At 39.6% G+C, this 18,393-nt stretch carries 14 protein-coding genes; 8 read left to right on the top strand and 6 right to left on the bottom strand.

Features of this window, described 5'->3' with window-relative positions; genetic code table 11:
* Positions 1–213: 213 nt before the first annotated feature.
* The 3 genes from PL9631_RS19975 (at position 214) to PL9631_RS19965 (ending at position 4,288) form a co-directional block, all read left to right on the top strand.
* On the top strand, positions 214–3,498 hold the full coding sequence (locus PL9631_RS19975; protein WP_156090644.1) for an EAL domain-containing protein: 3,285 nt from the start codon (positions 214–216) through the stop codon (positions 3,496–3,498).
* Positions 3,499–3,599: 101 nt separating this feature from the next.
* Positions 3,600–3,833 (top strand): hypothetical protein, encoded by a 234-nt coding sequence (locus PL9631_RS19970; RefSeq protein WP_083623064.1) that lies wholly within the window; start codon positions 3,600–3,602, stop codon positions 3,831–3,833.
* 2 nt (positions 3,834–3,835) lie between these two features.
* Positions 3,836–4,288: a PIN domain-containing protein gene (locus PL9631_RS19965; protein WP_083623062.1), complete on the top strand. Its 453-nt coding sequence runs from the start codon at positions 3,836–3,838 to the stop codon at positions 4,286–4,288.
* Between the two features lie 129 nt (positions 4,289–4,417).
* Here PL9631_RS19965 and fabG read toward each other — a convergent pair whose 3' ends face one another.
* Positions 4,418–5,185, bottom strand: coding sequence for a 3-oxoacyl-[acyl-carrier-protein] reductase (gene fabG / locus PL9631_RS19960; RefSeq protein ID WP_083623060.1), 768 nt, complete (start codon positions 5,183–5,185; stop codon positions 4,418–4,420).
* A gap of 120 nt (positions 5,186–5,305) precedes the next feature.
* Between fabG and trxA the strand changes: the two genes are divergently transcribed.
* Complete coding sequence (gene trxA, locus PL9631_RS19955; protein WP_083623058.1) at positions 5,306–5,623, top strand: thioredoxin; 318 nt, start codon at positions 5,306–5,308, stop codon at positions 5,621–5,623.
* Between the two features lie 183 nt (positions 5,624–5,806).
* On the opposite strand, the gene PL9631_RS19950 is transcribed toward trxA, so the two are convergent.
* The 4 genes from PL9631_RS19950 to PL9631_RS19935 form a co-directional block, all read right to left on the bottom strand.
* Positions 5,807–6,019 (bottom strand): hypothetical protein, encoded by a 213-nt coding sequence (locus PL9631_RS19950; protein ID WP_083623057.1) that lies wholly within the window; start codon positions 6,017–6,019, stop codon positions 5,807–5,809.
* Positions 6,020–6,099: 80 nt separating this feature from the next.
* Complete coding sequence (locus tag PL9631_RS19945) at positions 6,100–8,457, bottom strand: transglycosylase domain-containing protein (RefSeq protein ID WP_083623055.1); 2,358 nt, start codon at positions 8,455–8,457, stop codon at positions 6,100–6,102.
* Positions 8,458–8,643: 186 nt separating this feature from the next.
* Positions 8,644–9,648, bottom strand: a complete 1,005-nt coding sequence (gene chlG, locus PL9631_RS19940; protein WP_083623053.1) for a chlorophyll synthase ChlG — start codon at positions 9,646–9,648, stop codon at positions 8,644–8,646.
* A gap of 189 nt (positions 9,649–9,837) precedes the next feature.
* Positions 9,838–10,047, bottom strand: a complete 210-nt coding sequence (locus PL9631_RS19935; RefSeq protein ID WP_231516795.1) for a hypothetical protein — start codon at positions 10,045–10,047, stop codon at positions 9,838–9,840.
* 291 nt (positions 10,048–10,338) lie between these two features.
* Between PL9631_RS19935 and PL9631_RS19930 the strand changes: the two genes are divergently transcribed.
* Entirely contained in the window at positions 10,339–11,238 is a 900-nt protein-coding gene (locus PL9631_RS19930; RefSeq protein WP_083623049.1) for a hypothetical protein, read from the top strand.
* 123 nt (positions 11,239–11,361) lie between these two features.
* Positions 11,362–15,306 (top strand): CHAT domain-containing protein, encoded by a 3,945-nt coding sequence (locus PL9631_RS19925; protein WP_083623046.1) that lies wholly within the window; start codon positions 11,362–11,364, stop codon positions 15,304–15,306.
* A 45-nt stretch (positions 15,307–15,351) separates the two neighbouring features.
* Here the strand turns inward: PL9631_RS19925 and PL9631_RS19920 are convergent, their stop codons facing one another.
* A complete protein-coding gene (locus PL9631_RS19920) occupies positions 15,352–17,049 on the bottom strand; it encodes an ArnT family glycosyltransferase (RefSeq protein WP_083623045.1) in 1,698 nt (565 codons plus the stop codon).
* A 7-nt stretch (positions 17,050–17,056) separates the two neighbouring features.
* Between PL9631_RS19920 and PL9631_RS26305 the strand changes: the two genes are divergently transcribed.
* A complete protein-coding gene (locus tag PL9631_RS26305) occupies positions 17,057–17,212 on the top strand; it encodes a hypothetical protein (protein ID WP_197046450.1) in 156 nt (51 codons plus the stop codon).
* Positions 17,138–18,260, top strand: a protein-coding gene (gene prfB, locus PL9631_RS19915) for a peptide chain release factor 2 (protein ID WP_156090646.1) whose coding sequence is annotated in 2 segments (ribosomal slippage) — positions 17,138–17,209 and positions 17,211–18,260 — 1,122 coding nt in all. Because the reading frame shifts where the segments join, the coding sequence is not laid out codon by codon here. Before PL9631_RS26305 ends, prfB begins: the two co-directional genes overlap by 75 nt.
* The last annotated feature ends 133 nt before the right edge of the window (positions 18,261–18,393 follow it).

Here is an 18,393-nt window from a genome sequence, read left to right as displayed (position 1 = left end):
TTGTGTTACAATCAAACAAGTTTTAACAATAAAATCTAAATTAAACTTGAAGCCGAGTTTCCGAAAAAAGATTAGTAGTTTGGGTTTACAGAACTAAGAACCACTAATAGAAATTTGATCGGCAATCCATAAACATTGAGCCTGGATGAATCAAAATATTGTGACAAGCAATAACTGGGGATTATTCTATCATCTATTAGGAGGAAAAAAGGGGTGAAACCACAAAAAAGAATGATTGATAATCATAATTTTGTTCCGATCAGCCCAGGTCTTAATCATGCGTCGGGTAGAATTCAACCCCATGGCTTATTGTTGACCTTAGAAGAACCCGACCTCAAGATTTTACAAGTTAGTCGAAATACCATGAAACTCTGTGGAGTTTCTCCGGCTGCTTTTATCAATCGACCATTAGGAAATTTTTTAGACAAACTGCAACTGTTTCAAATTCAAGACTGTTTAACCCATAATAAATTCCACTATTATAACCCAATTCGACTTATTTTTCATATTAAGAATAAAAAATTTGTTTGTGATGGTATTTTACACCGACACCAGGGCGTAGTCATTTTAGAACTAGAGCCCAATCAAGATAAAAATACCAGCTTTATTAATTTTTATCATTTAGTCAGAGGTTCCGTTTGTAAAATTCAAAGTGCAACTAATTTTAAGGATTTAACTCAATTTTTAGCAGAGGAAATCCGAAAAATTAGTGAATTTGACCGGGTGATGATCTATCAATTTGATCAAGAAAATAATGGCCTTGTGATTGCCGAAGATAAACGACCCGATTTAGAAAGTTTTTTAGGACTACACTACCCCAGCCTAGATATTCCAGAAGCCGCTAGGGAACTTTATCGACAAAATTGGTTGCGATTATTAGTCGATATCGATCATCAACCCGTTGAGATTATTCCTCCCCTGCATCCAGTCAGCCAACAGCCCCTAGATTTAAGTTTTTCCGTCCTGCGTTCGATGTCTCCCTGCCATTTACAATACCTGAAAAATATGGGAGTTGAAGCGACTCTCTGTATTTCTTTGATTAAAAAAGAAAACCTTTGGGGTTTAATTGCTTGTCACCATTATTCTTCCCGTTATCTACCCTACACCACCCGCAAAGCCTGCGAATTTTTAGGACAGGTTATGGCAGTAGAATTACCCTATAAAGAAATTAGTGAAGATTACGAATATTACCGTAAAATCCTAAAATTAGTTCGGAATAATTTAATAAAAGCACCCGCTTTACAAACTTCTTTTATTCAAACTTTAGCTCAAGATAAAACGAATTTACTCAATCTTGTTAAAGCCCAAGGGGCAGTAATTCGGTTTGGGGAAGATTTAATTTTAGTCGGTCAAACTCCGCCTTTAACCGAAGTTAAAAAACTGATGGCATGGTTATCTCGATATTGCCATCAGGAGATATTTTATACCGATTGTTTACCTAAACTTTATCCTGAAGCTGAATCTTATCAGGATATAATTAGTGGAATTATGGCTATTTCCCTATCTCCGAATCAAAGCGAATATCATTTAATTTGGTTTAGACCGGAAGTAATTCAAACCATTAATTGGGCGGGAAATCCCCAGGAAATCAGAGAAATTGCCCAACAACAAGAGATTCCCTTAACCCCACGACAGTCTTTTGCACTTTGGAAAGAAACCGTTAAATTAAAATCCCTACCTTGGAAACCCGTTGAAATTGAAACCGCCCAAGAATTAAGAAATTCTTTAATGTTAGCTGCCTTAGAATCGAGTGAACATCAGTTAAGACAAAGCCGAGAATTAGCCCAAGTTACCTTAAAATCTATTGGAGATGCCGTGATTACCACCAATAGTCGCGGAGAAATTGAATCTCTCAATCCCGTCGCCGAAGAATTAACGGGTTGGTCATTAATTGAGGCCAAAGGTTTACCCTTAAATGATGTCTTCAAAATTTTTGATAGCCAAACCCATGATTTTAGTGCCACTCCTGTTCAAAAAGTTTTAGAAGAAGGGTGTATTTTTGATTTTTCCGATAATGTTATTTTAAAAGCAAAAGATGGAAAAGAACGATTCATTGATAATTCCGCCGCCCCGATTAGAAGTCGAGAGGGTGAAATTATTGGTGCGGTTTTAGTGTTTAGAGATGTCACCCAAGAAAGGGAATTAATGAGGCGATTATCCTGGCAAGCTTGCCACGATGCGTTAACCGGATTAATTAATCGGAGTGAATTTGAAAAACTGGTGACACAAACCTTACAAATGCTTTCAATATCCCCGAATAATCATGCTATTTGTTATTTGGATTTAGATCAATTCAAAATTATTAATGATACCTGTGGGCATTTAGCCGGGGATGAATTATTACGACAATTGAGTTATTTATTACAAAGTCAAGTTACAGAAAGAGATACCTTAGCCCGTTTAGGGGGAGACGAATTTGGCTTATTATTAAATCACTATTCCTTAGAGGAAGCCTATCAGAAAGCTGTCGATTTGTGCAATTCAGTTAAGGATTTTCGCTTTACCTGGGAAGAAAAAGTTTTTTCCATTGGGGTGAGTATTGGATTAGTTGGAATTGATGAGCAAACCTGCGATTTAGCCACGATTTTGAGTGCTGTAGATGCAGCTTGTTATGCGGCTAAAAATCAAGGTCGTAATCGGGTTCACCTGTATCAAGCCGATGACCAGGATTTGATTCAACAACGTCGAGAAATTCGCTGGGCGGCCCAAATTCCCCAAGCCTTAGAAGAAGACCGTTTTTGTTTATATTACCAACCAATTGTTGAGACTAATCCCACATCAAAATCCCCTAAACATGGGGAAATTTTATTGCGGTTAAGAGATACATCGGGTCAATTAGTGCCACCCATGGCATTTATTCCCGCCGCCGAACGCTATGATTTAATGAAAAGTATTGACCGTTGGGTGATTCGCACGGTTTTTAACCATTTGCAAAAACATCATCAGGATTTTAATTCAACAACAAATATATTAGGGGATCAAGAATTTTATGCGATTAATTTATCCGGTGCAAGTCTGAATGATAATCAATTTATTAAGTTTCTTTATCAACAGTTTGAACTGTATCAAATTCCTCCGGCAATGATTTGTTTTGAGATTACGGAAACCCTAGCTATTGCCAACATCAAAAAAGCCGTACAACTGATTCAATCTTTTAAGGGGTTAGGTTGTTCCTTCGCCCTAGATGATTTTGGCAGTGGAATGTCGTCTTTTTCCTATTTAAAAACCCTTCCGATTGATTACTTAAAAATTGATGGCTGTTTTGTTAAAGAGCTTTTAACTGACCCGGTTGCCCGGGAAATTGTTGAATCTATTCATCGCATTGGTCACGTTATGCAAATTAAAACCATTGCCGAATTTGTTGAAAATGATGCTATTTTGACGGAAATTAAAAATATTGGGATTGATTATGTTCAAGGCTATGGCATTGGTAAACCCCAGCCTTTTATTTTGCCGATGATTAAAAATTCTCGGCAGATAGACCGCAATCCAGATTAAAGTGATGGGTAGTGTAATGTTCTATCTTGAGCAGCTATAATATTAGATTAGGATTAGGTTAACCTATTGGGGTAACTGTTGAGTTAATCAAGGAAAATAGCATGAGAATTATACAGACAAAGGGAATCGTTAAGGATGGTGAACTTAAAGTTAAAGTTCCCACAGAATTTAGCAATGCTGAGGTAGATGTTATTGTTGTTGCTAAACATGAACCAGATGAATTTGATCTGCGTTATCAGCTAATGCTAAAAAAAGGCTATGATACTCCAGAAAAAGTTGTTGAGCTTATTGATCAAATCAAACTGGAAATGCTCAAAGAAAAAGGCAGGATTTAGTTATGTCTTCTCTGAAACGGATATTTTTAGATACAAATGTATTTATTATTGGTGATGCTAATAAACAAAGCAATGAAAGTTTGATCCTAGAAGCCTTGGGTTATCGAGATAAACCTCCTATTCTCAATATAGAAATTATCCTTTCAGATGAGCTTTTAGATCAAATTCGCAGAGTCGCTAAATATTTGTATGGGAAAGATCAAGCAGGCGAAATTATCTCTAATATTTGGCGGTGGTTTGATATTTTTTATGTTCCCTCTACAACAAATTGGAATCAAGAAAAGATCAGGTTAATTCAGACAAAAGTAATTCCATCAGAAGATATTGAAATTTATCTTTCTGCTAAGTATGGAAGTGCAGATTGTTTTGTTTCTGGAAATAGAGAATTAATTAAAGCGATCGCTGATTTTGAGTGTTTAATACCAGAAAATTTCGTGAGTCAATATTTAAAATAATATCTGAGATAACACCAATTATAGCACTCAAATCCAAGATTAGGATATAAGAGAAAAATCAAGATTAAACAGTTATGTTGTTGGGGTTTAGTCCTCCAATCTTGGAGCTAAAGCCCAACAACTATTTGATTAGGCCATCACCATTCCCCCGTCTACATTAAACACTTGACCCGTGATATAAGCCGCCGCCGGGTCTGCGGCTAAAAACCGAATCATACCCGCCACTTCTTCGGGTTGACCGTAACGACCTAAAGGAATAAATTTGAGAATTTCTTCCGTATTTTTTAACTCTTTAGTCATATCCGTCGCAATAAATCCTGGCGCCACCGCATTCACCGTTATCCCTCGACTGGCTAATTCCTTTGCTACGGTTTTAGTAAATCCAATTACCCCCGCTTTCGCCGCACTATAATTAGCTTGACCCGGGTTGCCCATTTGTCCTGCAACCGAGGTAATATTAATAATCCGTCCTGACTTTTGCTTGAGCATAATTTTACTGGCCAGGCGAGTACAAAGAAACACCCCCGTTAAGTTCAAATCAATCACCGCTTGCCAGTCTTCGGGCTTCATTCTTATCAGTAAAGTATCGCGGGTAATCCCAGCATTATTCACTAAAATATCAATTTTCCCCCAGGTTTCTATGACTTCGTTAAATAAGGTATCAACTTGATCGGCTTTCGATACATCGGCTTGGAGTGCGATCGCCTCACCGCCCGCCTGGGTAATTTCTGCCACAACTTCATCTGCCGCCGTTGAAGAACTGGCATAATTAACCACAATCTTTGCCCCTTCGGTAGCTAAGGCTAAGGCCGCAGCGCGACCAATTCCCCGTGACCCGCCCGTAATAATTGCTACTTGTCCGTTTAAGTGTTGTAAAGTTTCTGGTAAACGTTCCATTTTCTGGTTTCTCCAACTGTTATTCTCAAAAATAATCATCTCAGATTTGAGCAAATTAAGAGAAACCGAGTTGCTAAAGAATAGTTATAATTAAAGTGCAAAACTTGAATCGAATCAACTATGGCCGTTAAACAAACCTTTAATAACTTTCAAGAACTGCTAACCCATTCTGAAGTTCCGGTGTTAGTAGATTTTTATGCAACTTGGTGTGGCCCTTGCCAAATGATGACCCCGATTTTGGAAGAAGTTAATCAAGAAATGAATCAACAGATCCAAATTGTTAAAATTGATAGTGATAAATACCCTGAACTTGCCTCTCAACATAATATTATGGCGTTACCGACATTAATCTTATTTAAAAAGGGTCAACCCGTTGGTCGCCATGAAGGGGTTTTGCGATCGCCTGAACTGATTAAATGGGTGTATGGTTTACTTTAATTGGATTAACCACAAAGACACAAAGTCTTTCTTAGTGTCTCCGTGTCTTTGTGTTTCTAATATGATTAACCTAAGTTTCCCTACTTAATCACTTGATTAGGTATTTCCTCAGTCTAGCTAGGGAAAAATAAGCGAGAGGGAGATAGAATTATCGGGTATCAAAATAGTCCTATCCCCAGCTAATTAATCAATCTGAATTGATTGAGGGCCACCGGAATTGCCGTTATTATTGTTAGAGTCAGAGGAACTTGATGCCGTAGTGCCACCTTGTTTCTCGATCCAACTTTTAACGGGATCATCATTAAGGTTTAATTTTAATAAACCCGAGACAAACCCTCCTAAAAAGGCAATGGGTTCACGGGTTAATTCTTGTAAAATGGGTTTGAGTTCATCCATAACGAATAAAGATTCTCCTTAACTGGGCGATCGCAATCAATCATGAATGAATTTTAGCGCGTTTAACAAAATTTAGCCGTTTAGTAATTGGTGTAGCCATCGGAAGAATATCCATCGGAAGAATACCCATCGGAAGAATACCCATCCGAAGAATATCCATCATTATAGTAACCACTATCAGAGCTATAGCTTTCTGAATAGCCACTATCAGAATATTCTGAATTACTAGCGTAACTCCCCTGCTCCGTGCCTCCGGCCACCGGATCACCATCTTCGATCGCTACCTTCGACCCGGTTTCTATGGTATTGGGCTGATGGGCTTTAGCCTTAATACTGCCTTTGCGTCCTTCTAACTCCGGCAATTTGGGGAACTTCTCAACGGGCATTCCCTTGACCACCCGTTGCATGAATTCCCCCCAACTATAGGCGGCGCTACTACTGGCCCCCCAAGTCGGATCATTATTGTCATTCCCAAGCCAGACTCCGGTTACAGCTTGGGGAATATAACCAATAAACCATAAATCCCTAGCTTCCTCAGAAGTTCCGGTTTTACCCGCCACATCTCGATCGGATAAAGCCGCCGGGCTTCCGGTTCCTCCTTCGACTACCCCTTCTAACATCCAAGTAGTAATGGCGGCACTATTTTTATCTAAAACCTGTTTGGGTTTAAATTTGACCTGATAAATGATATTTCCCTGTTTATCTAAAATACGACGGATGCCATGGGCTGGAATATAATTTCCTTCGGCCGCTAGGGTAGCATAGGCATTGGTTAGTTCCAACAAATTCACCTCATAAGCACCTAAAGCCATGGCATAGGTCGGTTTTAAAGAAGACTTGATCCCCATATCCTTCGCCAGTTTAATCGCGGGTTCAAACCCCACATCAATTAATACTTTCACCGCTACCACGTTCACAGAACGACTCAAGGCATCGGACATCGACACCCAGCCTGAATGCTTATTCCCATAATTTCGAGGGCGGTAGCCATCAACCTTATAGGGTTCATCCAAATAACTGTCATAGGGGGAAAAACCCGCCCCAATGCCCGCCGCATAAACTAACCCTTTAAAGGTTGATCCGGGTTGTCTTTGAGCTTGAGTAACACGATTAAATTCACTCTCTTTATATTGATATCCCCCCACCATTGCTTTAACTTCTCCGGTTTTTGGTTCTATAGAAACTAAAGCCGCTTGACCAAAATTTGAACCCGCACCATCAATTTCTACCGAATCTTTAATAGTTTTTTCTGCTGCTTCTTGCCATTTCACATCTAAACTGGTTTCTACCGTTAACCCCCCAGCTTCGATCACATCTTTAGAAATATATTGGGGGAGTTCTTTTAAGACATAACTAGAAAAATAAGGAGCCTTGACTAATAACCGTTTGGGTTGACTAGGTTTGAGGGTCAGGGGTTCTTGGATGGCGGCTTGGGCTTCGGCTGCGGTAATCACCTGAGCATCCTGCATCCGTTGGAGAACAATATTGCGCCTTTTCTTAGCAGCTTCTGGATTTTCTAGGGGAGAATATTGACTCGGCGCCGGGGGTAAACCCGCTAACATTGCCATTTCTGATAGGGTTAACTCATTGACGGACTTACTAAAATAAACATGAGCCGCATCCGCCACCCCATAGGCCCCAGAACCCAGATAGACTAAATTCAAATAGCGTTCTAGGATATCCTCTTTAGCAATTTGGTCTTCAATTTTCCAAGAGACCATTGCCTCTTTGAGTTTACGAATTAAGCTATGTTCTTGATTCAAATAAATAATCCGGGCTAACTGTTGGGTGATGGTACTTCCGCCTTCCACCACTCCCCCGGCTAGTATATTAGAGCCAACGGCGCGAACAATGCCTTGATAGTCCACCCCGTCATGGTCATAGAACCGAATATCTTCAGTGGAAATAAACGCTTGTGCCAGTTTTTCGGGAATTTGTTTGAGTCGAAGTTTTTCCCGAGTCGCTGGCCCAGTCTGCATTAAAATATCACCGTTATTGGCTTTAATCGTAATTGTGCCATCCCGATTAAAAGAGGCAATCCCACTTACCGACACTTGGGGGAGACTTTGATCAACCAAATGCCATTGCCAAGCCCCATAGGCCAAGGCTCCACCGCCCAAACTAATCACCCCAACTCCGATCCATACCTTGGGACGACGATACCAGTTGTTGGCTAGGATATCTGAGGATTTAAGACCTTCAAGTAGTTTCACCCATTTGGAATTGATCCGCTTGAGAATGTGACGATACCCTGTAACATCTTCAGAATTTGACTCAGAAACGGTTTCCACAGAAACTTGCTCGAGTTCTGGTTCCGTCGCCACCACGGATGACGTCAAAACGGGCTGGGTTGAAACCACACCCGAACTATTTTCCGGGTAGGTTTCTGACTCTAAGGAGTCCGTTTTGGTTGGTGGATGGTATTGAGATTCTTCCATTGGTTCGGACAAATGGTTGGTTTAGTTGAGTATTCGACAGTCTATTTTAGGATAGCCCAAGAATCGGCCATGTTTCTCCCCTGATTAGCTGTCGAATCAGTGATAGTGCCAAAAATCAAGGTTTTTTCCTTGATCCTAGGCTTTACAGAGTTTGGACAATCGGCGATTTGATCGGAAATTAATCCCTTAGACCGCGTGACCTAAAGCTAAACCCACAACCAGCATTCCTAAAACTAGAAACGGTTGGGCACTTGCTTGATATTTAACATCATTTTCTACAGGATTGCGTAGAAAATACATATCTTGGAAGGTGATTTGAGGAATAATCATCAGCAAAAGCACTGTGGCATATAGATTTTGCTTGATGCTAACTAAATAAACCGCCATCCCTGCTTGGAAAATATCAATCATCAAAACGCAAATCCAAGCCGCCGTCGTGATCCCAAACATCACTGGTAGGGATTTTAACCCCAGTTGGCGATCGCCTTCGACACTTTTAAAGTCATTAACAATGGCAATTCCTAACCCAGCTAAACTATAAAATAGGGTTAAGACCATAATTGTCGGAGTCAGTTCTCCAAATAAAGCATGACCCGCCCACCAAGGTAAAGCAATATAACTCGCTCCTAAAGCATAATTCCCTAACCAGCCATTTTGTTTGAGTTTCAGGGGGGGTGCAGAATAGATATAGGAGACAAACGCCCCACCCAGACATAAAACCGTAACGATCGGAAATTCATGGCCCGCCCAGGTGTCTAAGAGGAAGGAAATCCCTATTCCTAAACCCAATAACAGGAAAATTTGGGTAGCGACTTGGGGAATGGAAATCACCCCGGAAGGGATGGGACGATAGGGCTCATTAATGGCGTCGAGTTCGCGATCGTAAAAATCATTCATGGTCTGGGTGTACCCGGTCATCAATGGCCCAGACATTAACATACAGGTCGCCACTTTTAACACATCTTCCACTGACCAGCTAAAATGTCCCGATGAAGCAGCGCCACAAACCACCCCCCAAATTAAAGGTATCCAGGTGATCGGTTTCATCAATTGCAGGCGAATTTTCCAGATAGAGGTTTCCCCCGATGATGCCCCTTTCATCCCTAACAGTTGTCGGGTTTTAGCGCCGCGCTCTGAATTGGCTTCTTTGGTTAATTCTTCTGAAGGTTGAGACGATGGAGTATCCGACATGATCCTTTGTGCGTTGGTGTGTTGAGTATCTGCAATACAAAAGTTAACATTAACATGGATTAGTTAATGTTCTTCGCATTTATCAATCATATATTTCTCCAAGATTATTAAGAGCAGGCGGAGCCTGTATGGGGCATTGCTAGGTAGAACCTAGCAACGAGGAAACGAGGAAAAGTGCTAACTAATCTATTATTTTTTCTGTCTCCAAAACATCAACACCTGCACAATTAATAATAAACACCATAACACCAATAAATCAGGGGCTTTAATCGGTGCATATTCTAAGGATTTAACAGAAGAAATATTAACTTGTAATCTCGGATCAAGTCCGATTAAAGTTTCAATATTAGACGTATTTTCCAAAATAATTCGGTTACGTTCCGAGGGAGAATTATTCATAACGCTATCATCCTGATGGGTAGATTTAGAACCTTTATTAAACAACGAATTTTTCATAAGAGCCTCTGTTTCTGCTGTGAATAAACCCAATTTAGTTCATAAAATCAGCCTTGTCATCTGGTTAAAATGACCTTTTTTTGGGATAAATGAAATTAAATCAAATCAAATTAAATTAAATTAAATGACAACAAATGACAACCTCAGATTAACTACTCCCCAATGGAGAAACCCGTGCTATTATTAAACTATTGAAAATAGAGCGAGACTCACAGGTGGCAGGAGGAACAGAAAATGGACGAAACCCCTCAAGAACGTTTTCTCAAGGAATTATCCGACAAAGTTTTACAGCAGGAAGTTAATGGCAGTAAAGAAGAAAAAGACTGGTTTATTCGGTTACGCTTTCACCCGTCTAACTATGAAATTGATAATGAAAATAAAGAAAAAAATGATTTATTAAAGTTAATGGATGCAAAACTCAACTACAAGCCGACTAATATCCAAAGAACGCAAAGCCAAGTGATTGATGCTTTCATTTATCAATATCACGCTGAAATGGTTGAAGATCAGGTTGATATTGAAAGTTTAAAAAATCCCAAAAGAGGAGAGCGGGGAATTTGGAAAAAAGTTTATCATTGGTTATGGAATGATAAGTTTCCTCGATGGCAATTTAATCAGTTTTGGCAACAGTTTAAACAGCAGGAAACCTCGCAACCGAACTGGATTAAATTTGTACCAACAGAACGAGGAATGTATTGGGAAGAACCTGTAAACTCGACTCCGACTATTCCTTGTAACCAACCTTTGAAAATGGAGTTAAACCTAAATTATCCAGATTGTTATTTATTATTATTAAATCGAGAATTAAACACAAATACTCGGTTTTTGGTTTGTCCCTCCTTAGCTTTTGCACCCGATAATAAAATTGATCAACCTCCGATTTTATTACCACAAATGGGTTCAATAGCAACTCAAAAAAATCGCTTTATTGAATTTAAGGGAGAAGGAGTTGAGGAATATTTAGGAATTGTTTCAGAAAAACCGATTGAAATTGAGAGGTTAACTTGTAACCATAAACAACAATTTCCTATTTTAGAGGATGATAGCTTAAATCAGTTATGGCAACAGTTACAACAACAACAAAATTGGCAAGTTTTTTATCAATCTTTTCAGGTGGTGAAACCTCAACCCTAATTAGAACTACAGAAACCCGGTTTCTTTCACAAAACTTGATTTCCTATTCCATATCTGACTAGAAACCCGGTTTCTAATTCCCCTAACACACGCTACAATATTATTAACCCAGAGGAACATCCCATGAAAAAATACTTCGGTGCTTACCTTAATTTAATTCAGCAGTGGTTGTTAAAGCCAATCAAAAAATTAATAACTTTTTTATCTTTTTCCTCTCCATCCCCTACCAAACTGGGGTCGCGAGCAAATAATAATCTGGATAATTTGGGCACTGCCTATTTAAATCTAGCAGAAATAGAAAATACAGAGGATAATTTAAAAATTGCGATCGCTTCTTATAAAACGGCTTTAAAAGTTTATCAACAACAACAGACAAACATCCTAGATTGGGCAAGGACTAATAATAATCTGGGGACTGCCTATTGTCGCCTAGCAGAAATAGAAAATACAGAGGATAATTTAAAAGTTGCGATCGCTTGTTATGAAAATGCTTTAACTGTTTCATTCCCCCAAGATTGGGCAATGACTCATAATAATCTGGGGCTTGTCTACCGTAAGCTAGCAGCAATAGAAAATACCCAGGAGAACTTAAAAGCTGCGATCACTTGTTATGAAAAGGCTTTAATAGTTTATCAACAACAAACATTACCCCAAGATTGGGCAATGACTAATCATGGTCTGGGAAATGCGTATATAAAGCTAGCAGAAATAGAAAATACAGAGGAGAATTTAAAAGCTACGATCGTTTGTTATCAACAGTCTTTAAAAGTTTATCAACAACAGACCTTTCCCCAACAATGGGCAATGACTCATAATAATCTGGGGGGTGCCTATTTAAAGCTAGCAGAAATAGAAGATACAGAGGAGAATTCAAAAGCTGCGATCGCTTGTTTTCAACAGGCTTTAATAGTTCATCAACAACAGACATTACCCCAACAATGGGCAATGACTAATAATAATCTGGGGGGTGCCTATTCTCGCCTAGCAGCAATAGAAAATACAGAGAAGAATTCAAAAGCTGCGATCGCTTGTTATGAAAATGCTTTAATAGTTTATCAACAACAAACATTACTCCAAGATTGGGCAAGGATTAATGAGCGTCTGGGGGTTCTCTATTCTTGCCTAGCAGAACTAGCAGAAATAGAAAATACAGAGGAGAATTTAAAAGCTGCGATCACTTGTTATGAAAATGCTTTAATAGTTTATCAACAACAAACATTACTCCAAGATTGGGCAATGACTAATCATCATCTGGGGAACGCTTATTCTGACCTAGCAGAAATAGAAAATACAGAGGAGAATTTAAAAGCTGCTATCGCTTGTTACGAAAATGCTTTAATAGTTCATCAACAACAGACATTACCCCAAGATTGGGCAATGACTAATCATCATCTGGGGAATGCTTATTCTGACCTAGCAGAAATAGAAAATACAGAGGAGAATTTAAAAGCTGCTATCGCTTGTTATAAAAATGCTTTAATAGTTTATCAACAACAGACATTACCCCAAGATTGGGCAATGACTAATCATCGTCTGGGAGATGCCTATTTAAATCTAGCAGCAATAGAAAATACCCAGGACAACTTAAACACTGCGATCACTTGTTATAAAAATGCTTTAATAGTTTATCAACAACAGACATTACCCCAAGAATGGGCAATGACTAATAATCATCTGGGGCTTGTCTATTTAAAGCTAGCAGAAATAGAAAATGCAGAGGAGAATTTAAAAGCTGCGATTGCTTGTTATGAAAATGCTTTAATAGTTTATCAGCAAAAGACATTACCCGAAGAATGGGCAATGACTAATAATAATCTGGGGAATATCTATGCAGCCCTAGCAAAAATAGAAAATACAGAGGAGAATTTAAAAGCTGCGATTGCTTGTTATGAAAATGCTTTAATTGTTGGTCAGCAACAAACATTACCTTCAAAATGGGCATTGATTAATAATAACCTGGGGAATGTCTACCGTGAGCTAGCAGCAATAGAAAATACAGAGGAGAATTTAAAAGCAGCCATCGCTTTTTATCAACAGGCTTTAATAGTTCAGAAACAACAGACATACCCCCAAGCGATCGCAACGACAAATAATAATCTGGGGGCTGCCTATTTTCAACTTGGCTCTGAAGTTGAGGGAGAAGAACAGAAAATCCTTTATCAGGATGCAGTTGATTGTTATCGACAAGCATTAATAGTTTTTCAACCCAAAACATTACCTCTAAACTGTTTAACAACAGGACGCAATTTCGGGAATTTAGCGTTTACAATCGGGAACTGGGAATGGGGAGTGGAGGGCTATGAATGGGCGATGAAAGCAGTAGAAAATAGTCGTAGTCGGGCGCAAACCGATCAACAGCGTCAAGAAATTTTAGCCGCAGCCATTGGGGTTTATGCAAATGCGATTAAATGTTATATTAATTTGGGGAATTATCAACAGGCATTATTGACCGCAGAGCGATCGCGGTGTCGGCAATTAGCGGATTTATTTGCGAGTAAGGATCTCTATCCCAATGCGGAAGTTCCCCCGGAATTGGTGAAGGAATATAATAGTTTGAAACAAAAGATGAATCAGTTAGAGCAAACACCCCCAGCGAATACGCCAGAAAATCCCTCAAAAACTGGTCAACTCTCCCCAGAAACTTTAGCAGAAATTGAACAATTAGAAACCGAAAGAAAGCAGCTTTGGCGAGAAATTCGCAGTCATGATCCGGTATTAGCAGGTCAAATAGAAGTCGATGTGATTCAGTTAGCAGAAATTCAGCAGTTAATTCAGGATGATGTCACCGCTATTGTTAGTTTTTATAGTACCAATGATCAAACGTTTGCGTTTGTGTTGCGGCGGAGTGACCTAACCCCCCTAACTCCCCTTCCCTGCGAGGGAATGGGGGAACAATTTGACTCCCCTCGCCTCGCAGGAGAGGGGTCGGGGGAGAGGTCATACTCTCTAACCCTCCACACCTGCGACGGTCAAGGATACAAAACCCTGCAAAATTGGATCTTGCAAAATTGGTTAAAACCTTATGTTGAAAACAAGAATCAATGGCGGCAAAATATGGGTAATTTTCTTAGTGAACTTGCTCAAAGATTGCAAATTAATCAATTAATTGATAACTATTTACAGGGAATAGAAGAATTAATTATTATTCCCCATTTGTATCTCCATCAAATGCCTTTTGCGGCTTTACCGTTGAATCTCAATCCTATTATTCCCAGTGGCGAAACCCAAACCGCAAAAACTCGTCAAATGGCTTGGAATGATACAGATGATTCCAGTCCGACTGTATCAGATAATCATACAGAATTACCGGAATATTTAAGCGATCGCTTTCGGTTAAGAGTGGTTCCCAGTTGTCAAATATTAAAATATTGTAGCGATCGCAAGCTGGTTTCTAAACCCCATCAATTGGGAATTGTCGCCAATGCAACAGGGGACTTAACGGGTGCTGAAGTTGAATGTTATCGTTTAGCTAAACGCTATCAAGTTCCTAAAGAATATTATATTAAAAGGCAAGAAGCTACCCAAGATAATTATATCAAATTAGCGAAAAAAGTGCAACGGTTACATTCAAGTCATCATGCTAAGGCAGACTTAAATAATCCTGAAAATTCGCAATTGTTTTTAGCTGATGGCGGACTAAATTTAGTCACAATTTTTACCTTACGGTTTCCAGAGTTATCGGATTTATTTTTATCCTGTTGCGAAACTAATTTAACTTTAACTCCTATTACCGATGAACCCCTATCCTTAGCCGCAGGTTTCCTATCAGCAGGGGCGCGAAATGTTGTGAGTACGTTGTGGGCGGTTAGTGATAAAGCCACATCGGTATTTACTATTTTATATTATCAGTATCTCGAACAAGGAAAAACCCGCCCAGAAGCGTTAAGATTAGCACAATTTGATTTAAGAAGTTGTCAAAGTCTGGAAGGATTAAATAAGTTAACCTCCGAAAATTCTTCAGAGCGCTTAGAAACAAAAGTAGATCACCCTAAAAATAGTTCTGAGGTAAAATATCCCTATGCTAGTCCCTACTATTGGGCGGGTTTTCTTTCCCAAGGTTTGGCTTAATATTAGAAACCTATAGCAAGTCAAGAGGGATGGAGGACGCTCGCACTACGTTTTTAATGATGAAGGTTTCTTAGTTATTAATATCCAATCTGGAGTTTGATCAATTTTTTTAACATTGTCTAACTCTAATTTTTTCAAGGTATTTTCTTTTAATAATAAATAGGGTTGATCTAGGGTTTGCCATTTATCTTTCAGGGTCGCATCATCAACAGCATGAATATGGCGATCGCTATAAAAATTTAACGAAGGACGCCCAGACGGATGACCCATATAAATTTCTTCTCCGGGGGGTGTTCCCTCCCGCACAATTGTCGCCACGGGTTTAACGGCAAAATCTTCATTTAACTCCCAAACCCAATAATTAGAAGTAAAAAATAACAATAAAGATACATAAGTTCCCCAAAATAAAACCAGTAAAAATTGTCGATCTTTTTGGCTAATTAAAACCGCCACAAAAGACATTGTTAACATTAACGCTCCCATGGTAAATTGTAAATCTCTTTGGGCGATAAAGTTACTATTAACCCAAGAAAGCATCCCGCCAAAATAACAATATCCCAGGGCGGAAATCATCGCCAATAAAATAAAAAATGGCAGAAGTTGATCCGGCGTAGGTTTAACAAAATGTTCATACTTTCCTCGCCCCACTTTTCCCAATTTCCATAACCCAATATCCCGATCGCCTTCTTTCCAAACCTCCGCCAAATATCGCCCCACCGCTAAGGCAAAAACTGGATAAATTGGTAAAATATACCAGGGTAATTTAGTATTCATCAAGGAAATTGCAGCAAAATAAATTCCAGACCAAACTATAATTAATTTAGCCCAACTTAAATTCCGATTTTGCCAAGCTAATCTTAATCCCTGGGGCAAAAATAATAGCCAAGGCCAGCCATATTTTAAAAGTTCTAATACATAATACCAAATCGGCCCGGAGTGGTTCTCAACCGGTTTTAGAATACGTTGTAAAGACTGATCGACTAAATTTCCCTGAATAAATCCCTGTCCATAATAAATCCATTGTGCCCCATACCAGAAACCTACAGGCACTAAACCAAACCCTAGACCCAACCATAAATAGGGACTGGTTAATAAACGCGGCGTATCCCATAATAGGAAGAAAAAAGCGATCGCCCCTAATAATAATCCTAAGAAAATTCCCTTAGTTAAACATAATAATCCAAAGGCAATTCCCGACCCTAAAGCAAATCTTAAATCCCGTCGAGAACGCAATACACACCAAACCAAAACTAACCATAAAAATATCACTGTTCCATCTAACATCGCTAACCGTCCTTGACGGATAACAGGCATTAAAGTTAGATAAACTAAAGCCGAAAAAATAGCCGATGTACGATGGCGAAATAATTCTAAACCAATCCCATATAAAATAGGAACAGAAACCGCCGTTAATAATGCCGAAGGAAGCCGCGCCATCCATTCATTTACCCCGCCAATTTGATAAGCAAAAGCCATTAACCAATGCACCAAAGGAGGCTTATTCAAATAGGGAATTCCATGTAAAGTCGGATGGAGCCAAGTTTGTTGTCCCCGCCCAATTTCCCGCGCCACTTGAGCCGCCAAGCCCTCATCCCAGTCTCGCAGGGGGACTCCCCCTAAATGCAGTCCATAGAGGGTTAACGCCGCCACTAATAAACCCAAAACCCATAATAAATCCACCCAACGATCAACGGGTCGCATTTGGCGCAAAGGACTGTCCCCAGTAAAAATTTGACGTGACATAGTTTCGGTGTTAACTGTTGACTGTTCCCCAATTTCCGCTAAAATTAAAAGTGTACCTTTTCGTGTTGAAAAACGGTTAGCGATCGCAATGGATGTTTTAGAAATTAAACGAGAAATCGAACTGTTGTCTGAGCGCCTGGGTAAAACCCAGGACTATCTTTGACCTGCCTGCACTTCAAGCTAAAATTCAAGATTTAGAGCAAGTTGCAGCCCAACCCGACTTTTGGGATGAACAAAAAACTGCACAACAAACCCTTCAACAGTTGAATGATCTTAAATCAATTGTGCAGCAGCAGGAACATTGGCGACAAGCTATTGAGGATACAAAAGCTATTTTAGAACTTTTGGAGTTAGAAACCGATGACTCCCTGCTAGAAGAAGCTACCACCACGGTTTCCCGACTCAATCGAGAATTTGATCAATGGGAATTGCAACAACTGCTATCGGGGATTTACGATCAACATGGTGCTATTTTAACCATTAATGCCGGGGCTGGGGGCACCGATGCCCAAGACTGGGCGGAAATGTTGCTGCGAATGTATACCCGTTGGGGGGAAGCTCAAGGATATAAAGTACATTTAACCGAAATTTCTGAAGGAGATGAAGCCGGAATTAAATCGGTTTCTTTGGAAATTGATGGCCGTTATGCCTACGGGTATTTAAAAGGCGAAAAAGGCACTCACCGTTTAGTTAGAATTTCCCCTTTTAATGCCAACGATAAGCGACAAACCAGTTTTGCTGGGGTGGAAATTATGCCAATTTTGGATAATTCTATTGAGTTGGATATTCCTGATAAAGACCTAGAAATTACCACCACTCGGTCGGGGGGAAAAGGGGGACAAAACGTTAACAAAGTGGAAACCGCCGTGCGAATTGTTCATCTACCCACGGGAATTGCTGTGCGTTGTACCCAAGAACGATCTCAGTTACAAAATAAGGAAAAAGCCCTAGCTTTGTTGAAGGCAAAGCTATTAATTATTGCTCAAGAACAACGGGCAAAAGCGGTGGCAGAAATTCGCGGGGATTTAGTGGAAGCGGCTTGGGGAAATCAAATTAGAAACTATGTATTTCATCCCTATCAAATGGTGAAGGATTTACGCACTAATGAAGAAACCACGGCAATTCAGGATGTGATGGATGGCAAACTGGATGCTTTTATTCAATCCTATTTACGTCAGGAAAACCAAATCCTAGAACCCCAAACCGCTTAAATTTTACACCGTAGGGGCGGGGTTTTCTCGCCCATCCTATTTTACAATACTCAGGAATTACGCATCACCGCTATCAATAGTAGGGGTAATTCATGAATTACCCCTACATCTAGGGTTACATCCCCAAATTTGC

Origin of the sequence: Planktothrix paucivesiculata PCC 9631, from assembly GCF_900009265.2 — a bacterium.
Classification (GTDB): domain Bacteria; phylum Cyanobacteriota; class Cyanobacteriia; order Cyanobacteriales; family Microcoleaceae; genus Planktothrix; species Planktothrix paucivesiculata.
Note: the sequence above shows the minus strand (reverse complement) of the source record. Positions and strands in the feature narration are given on the sequence as shown.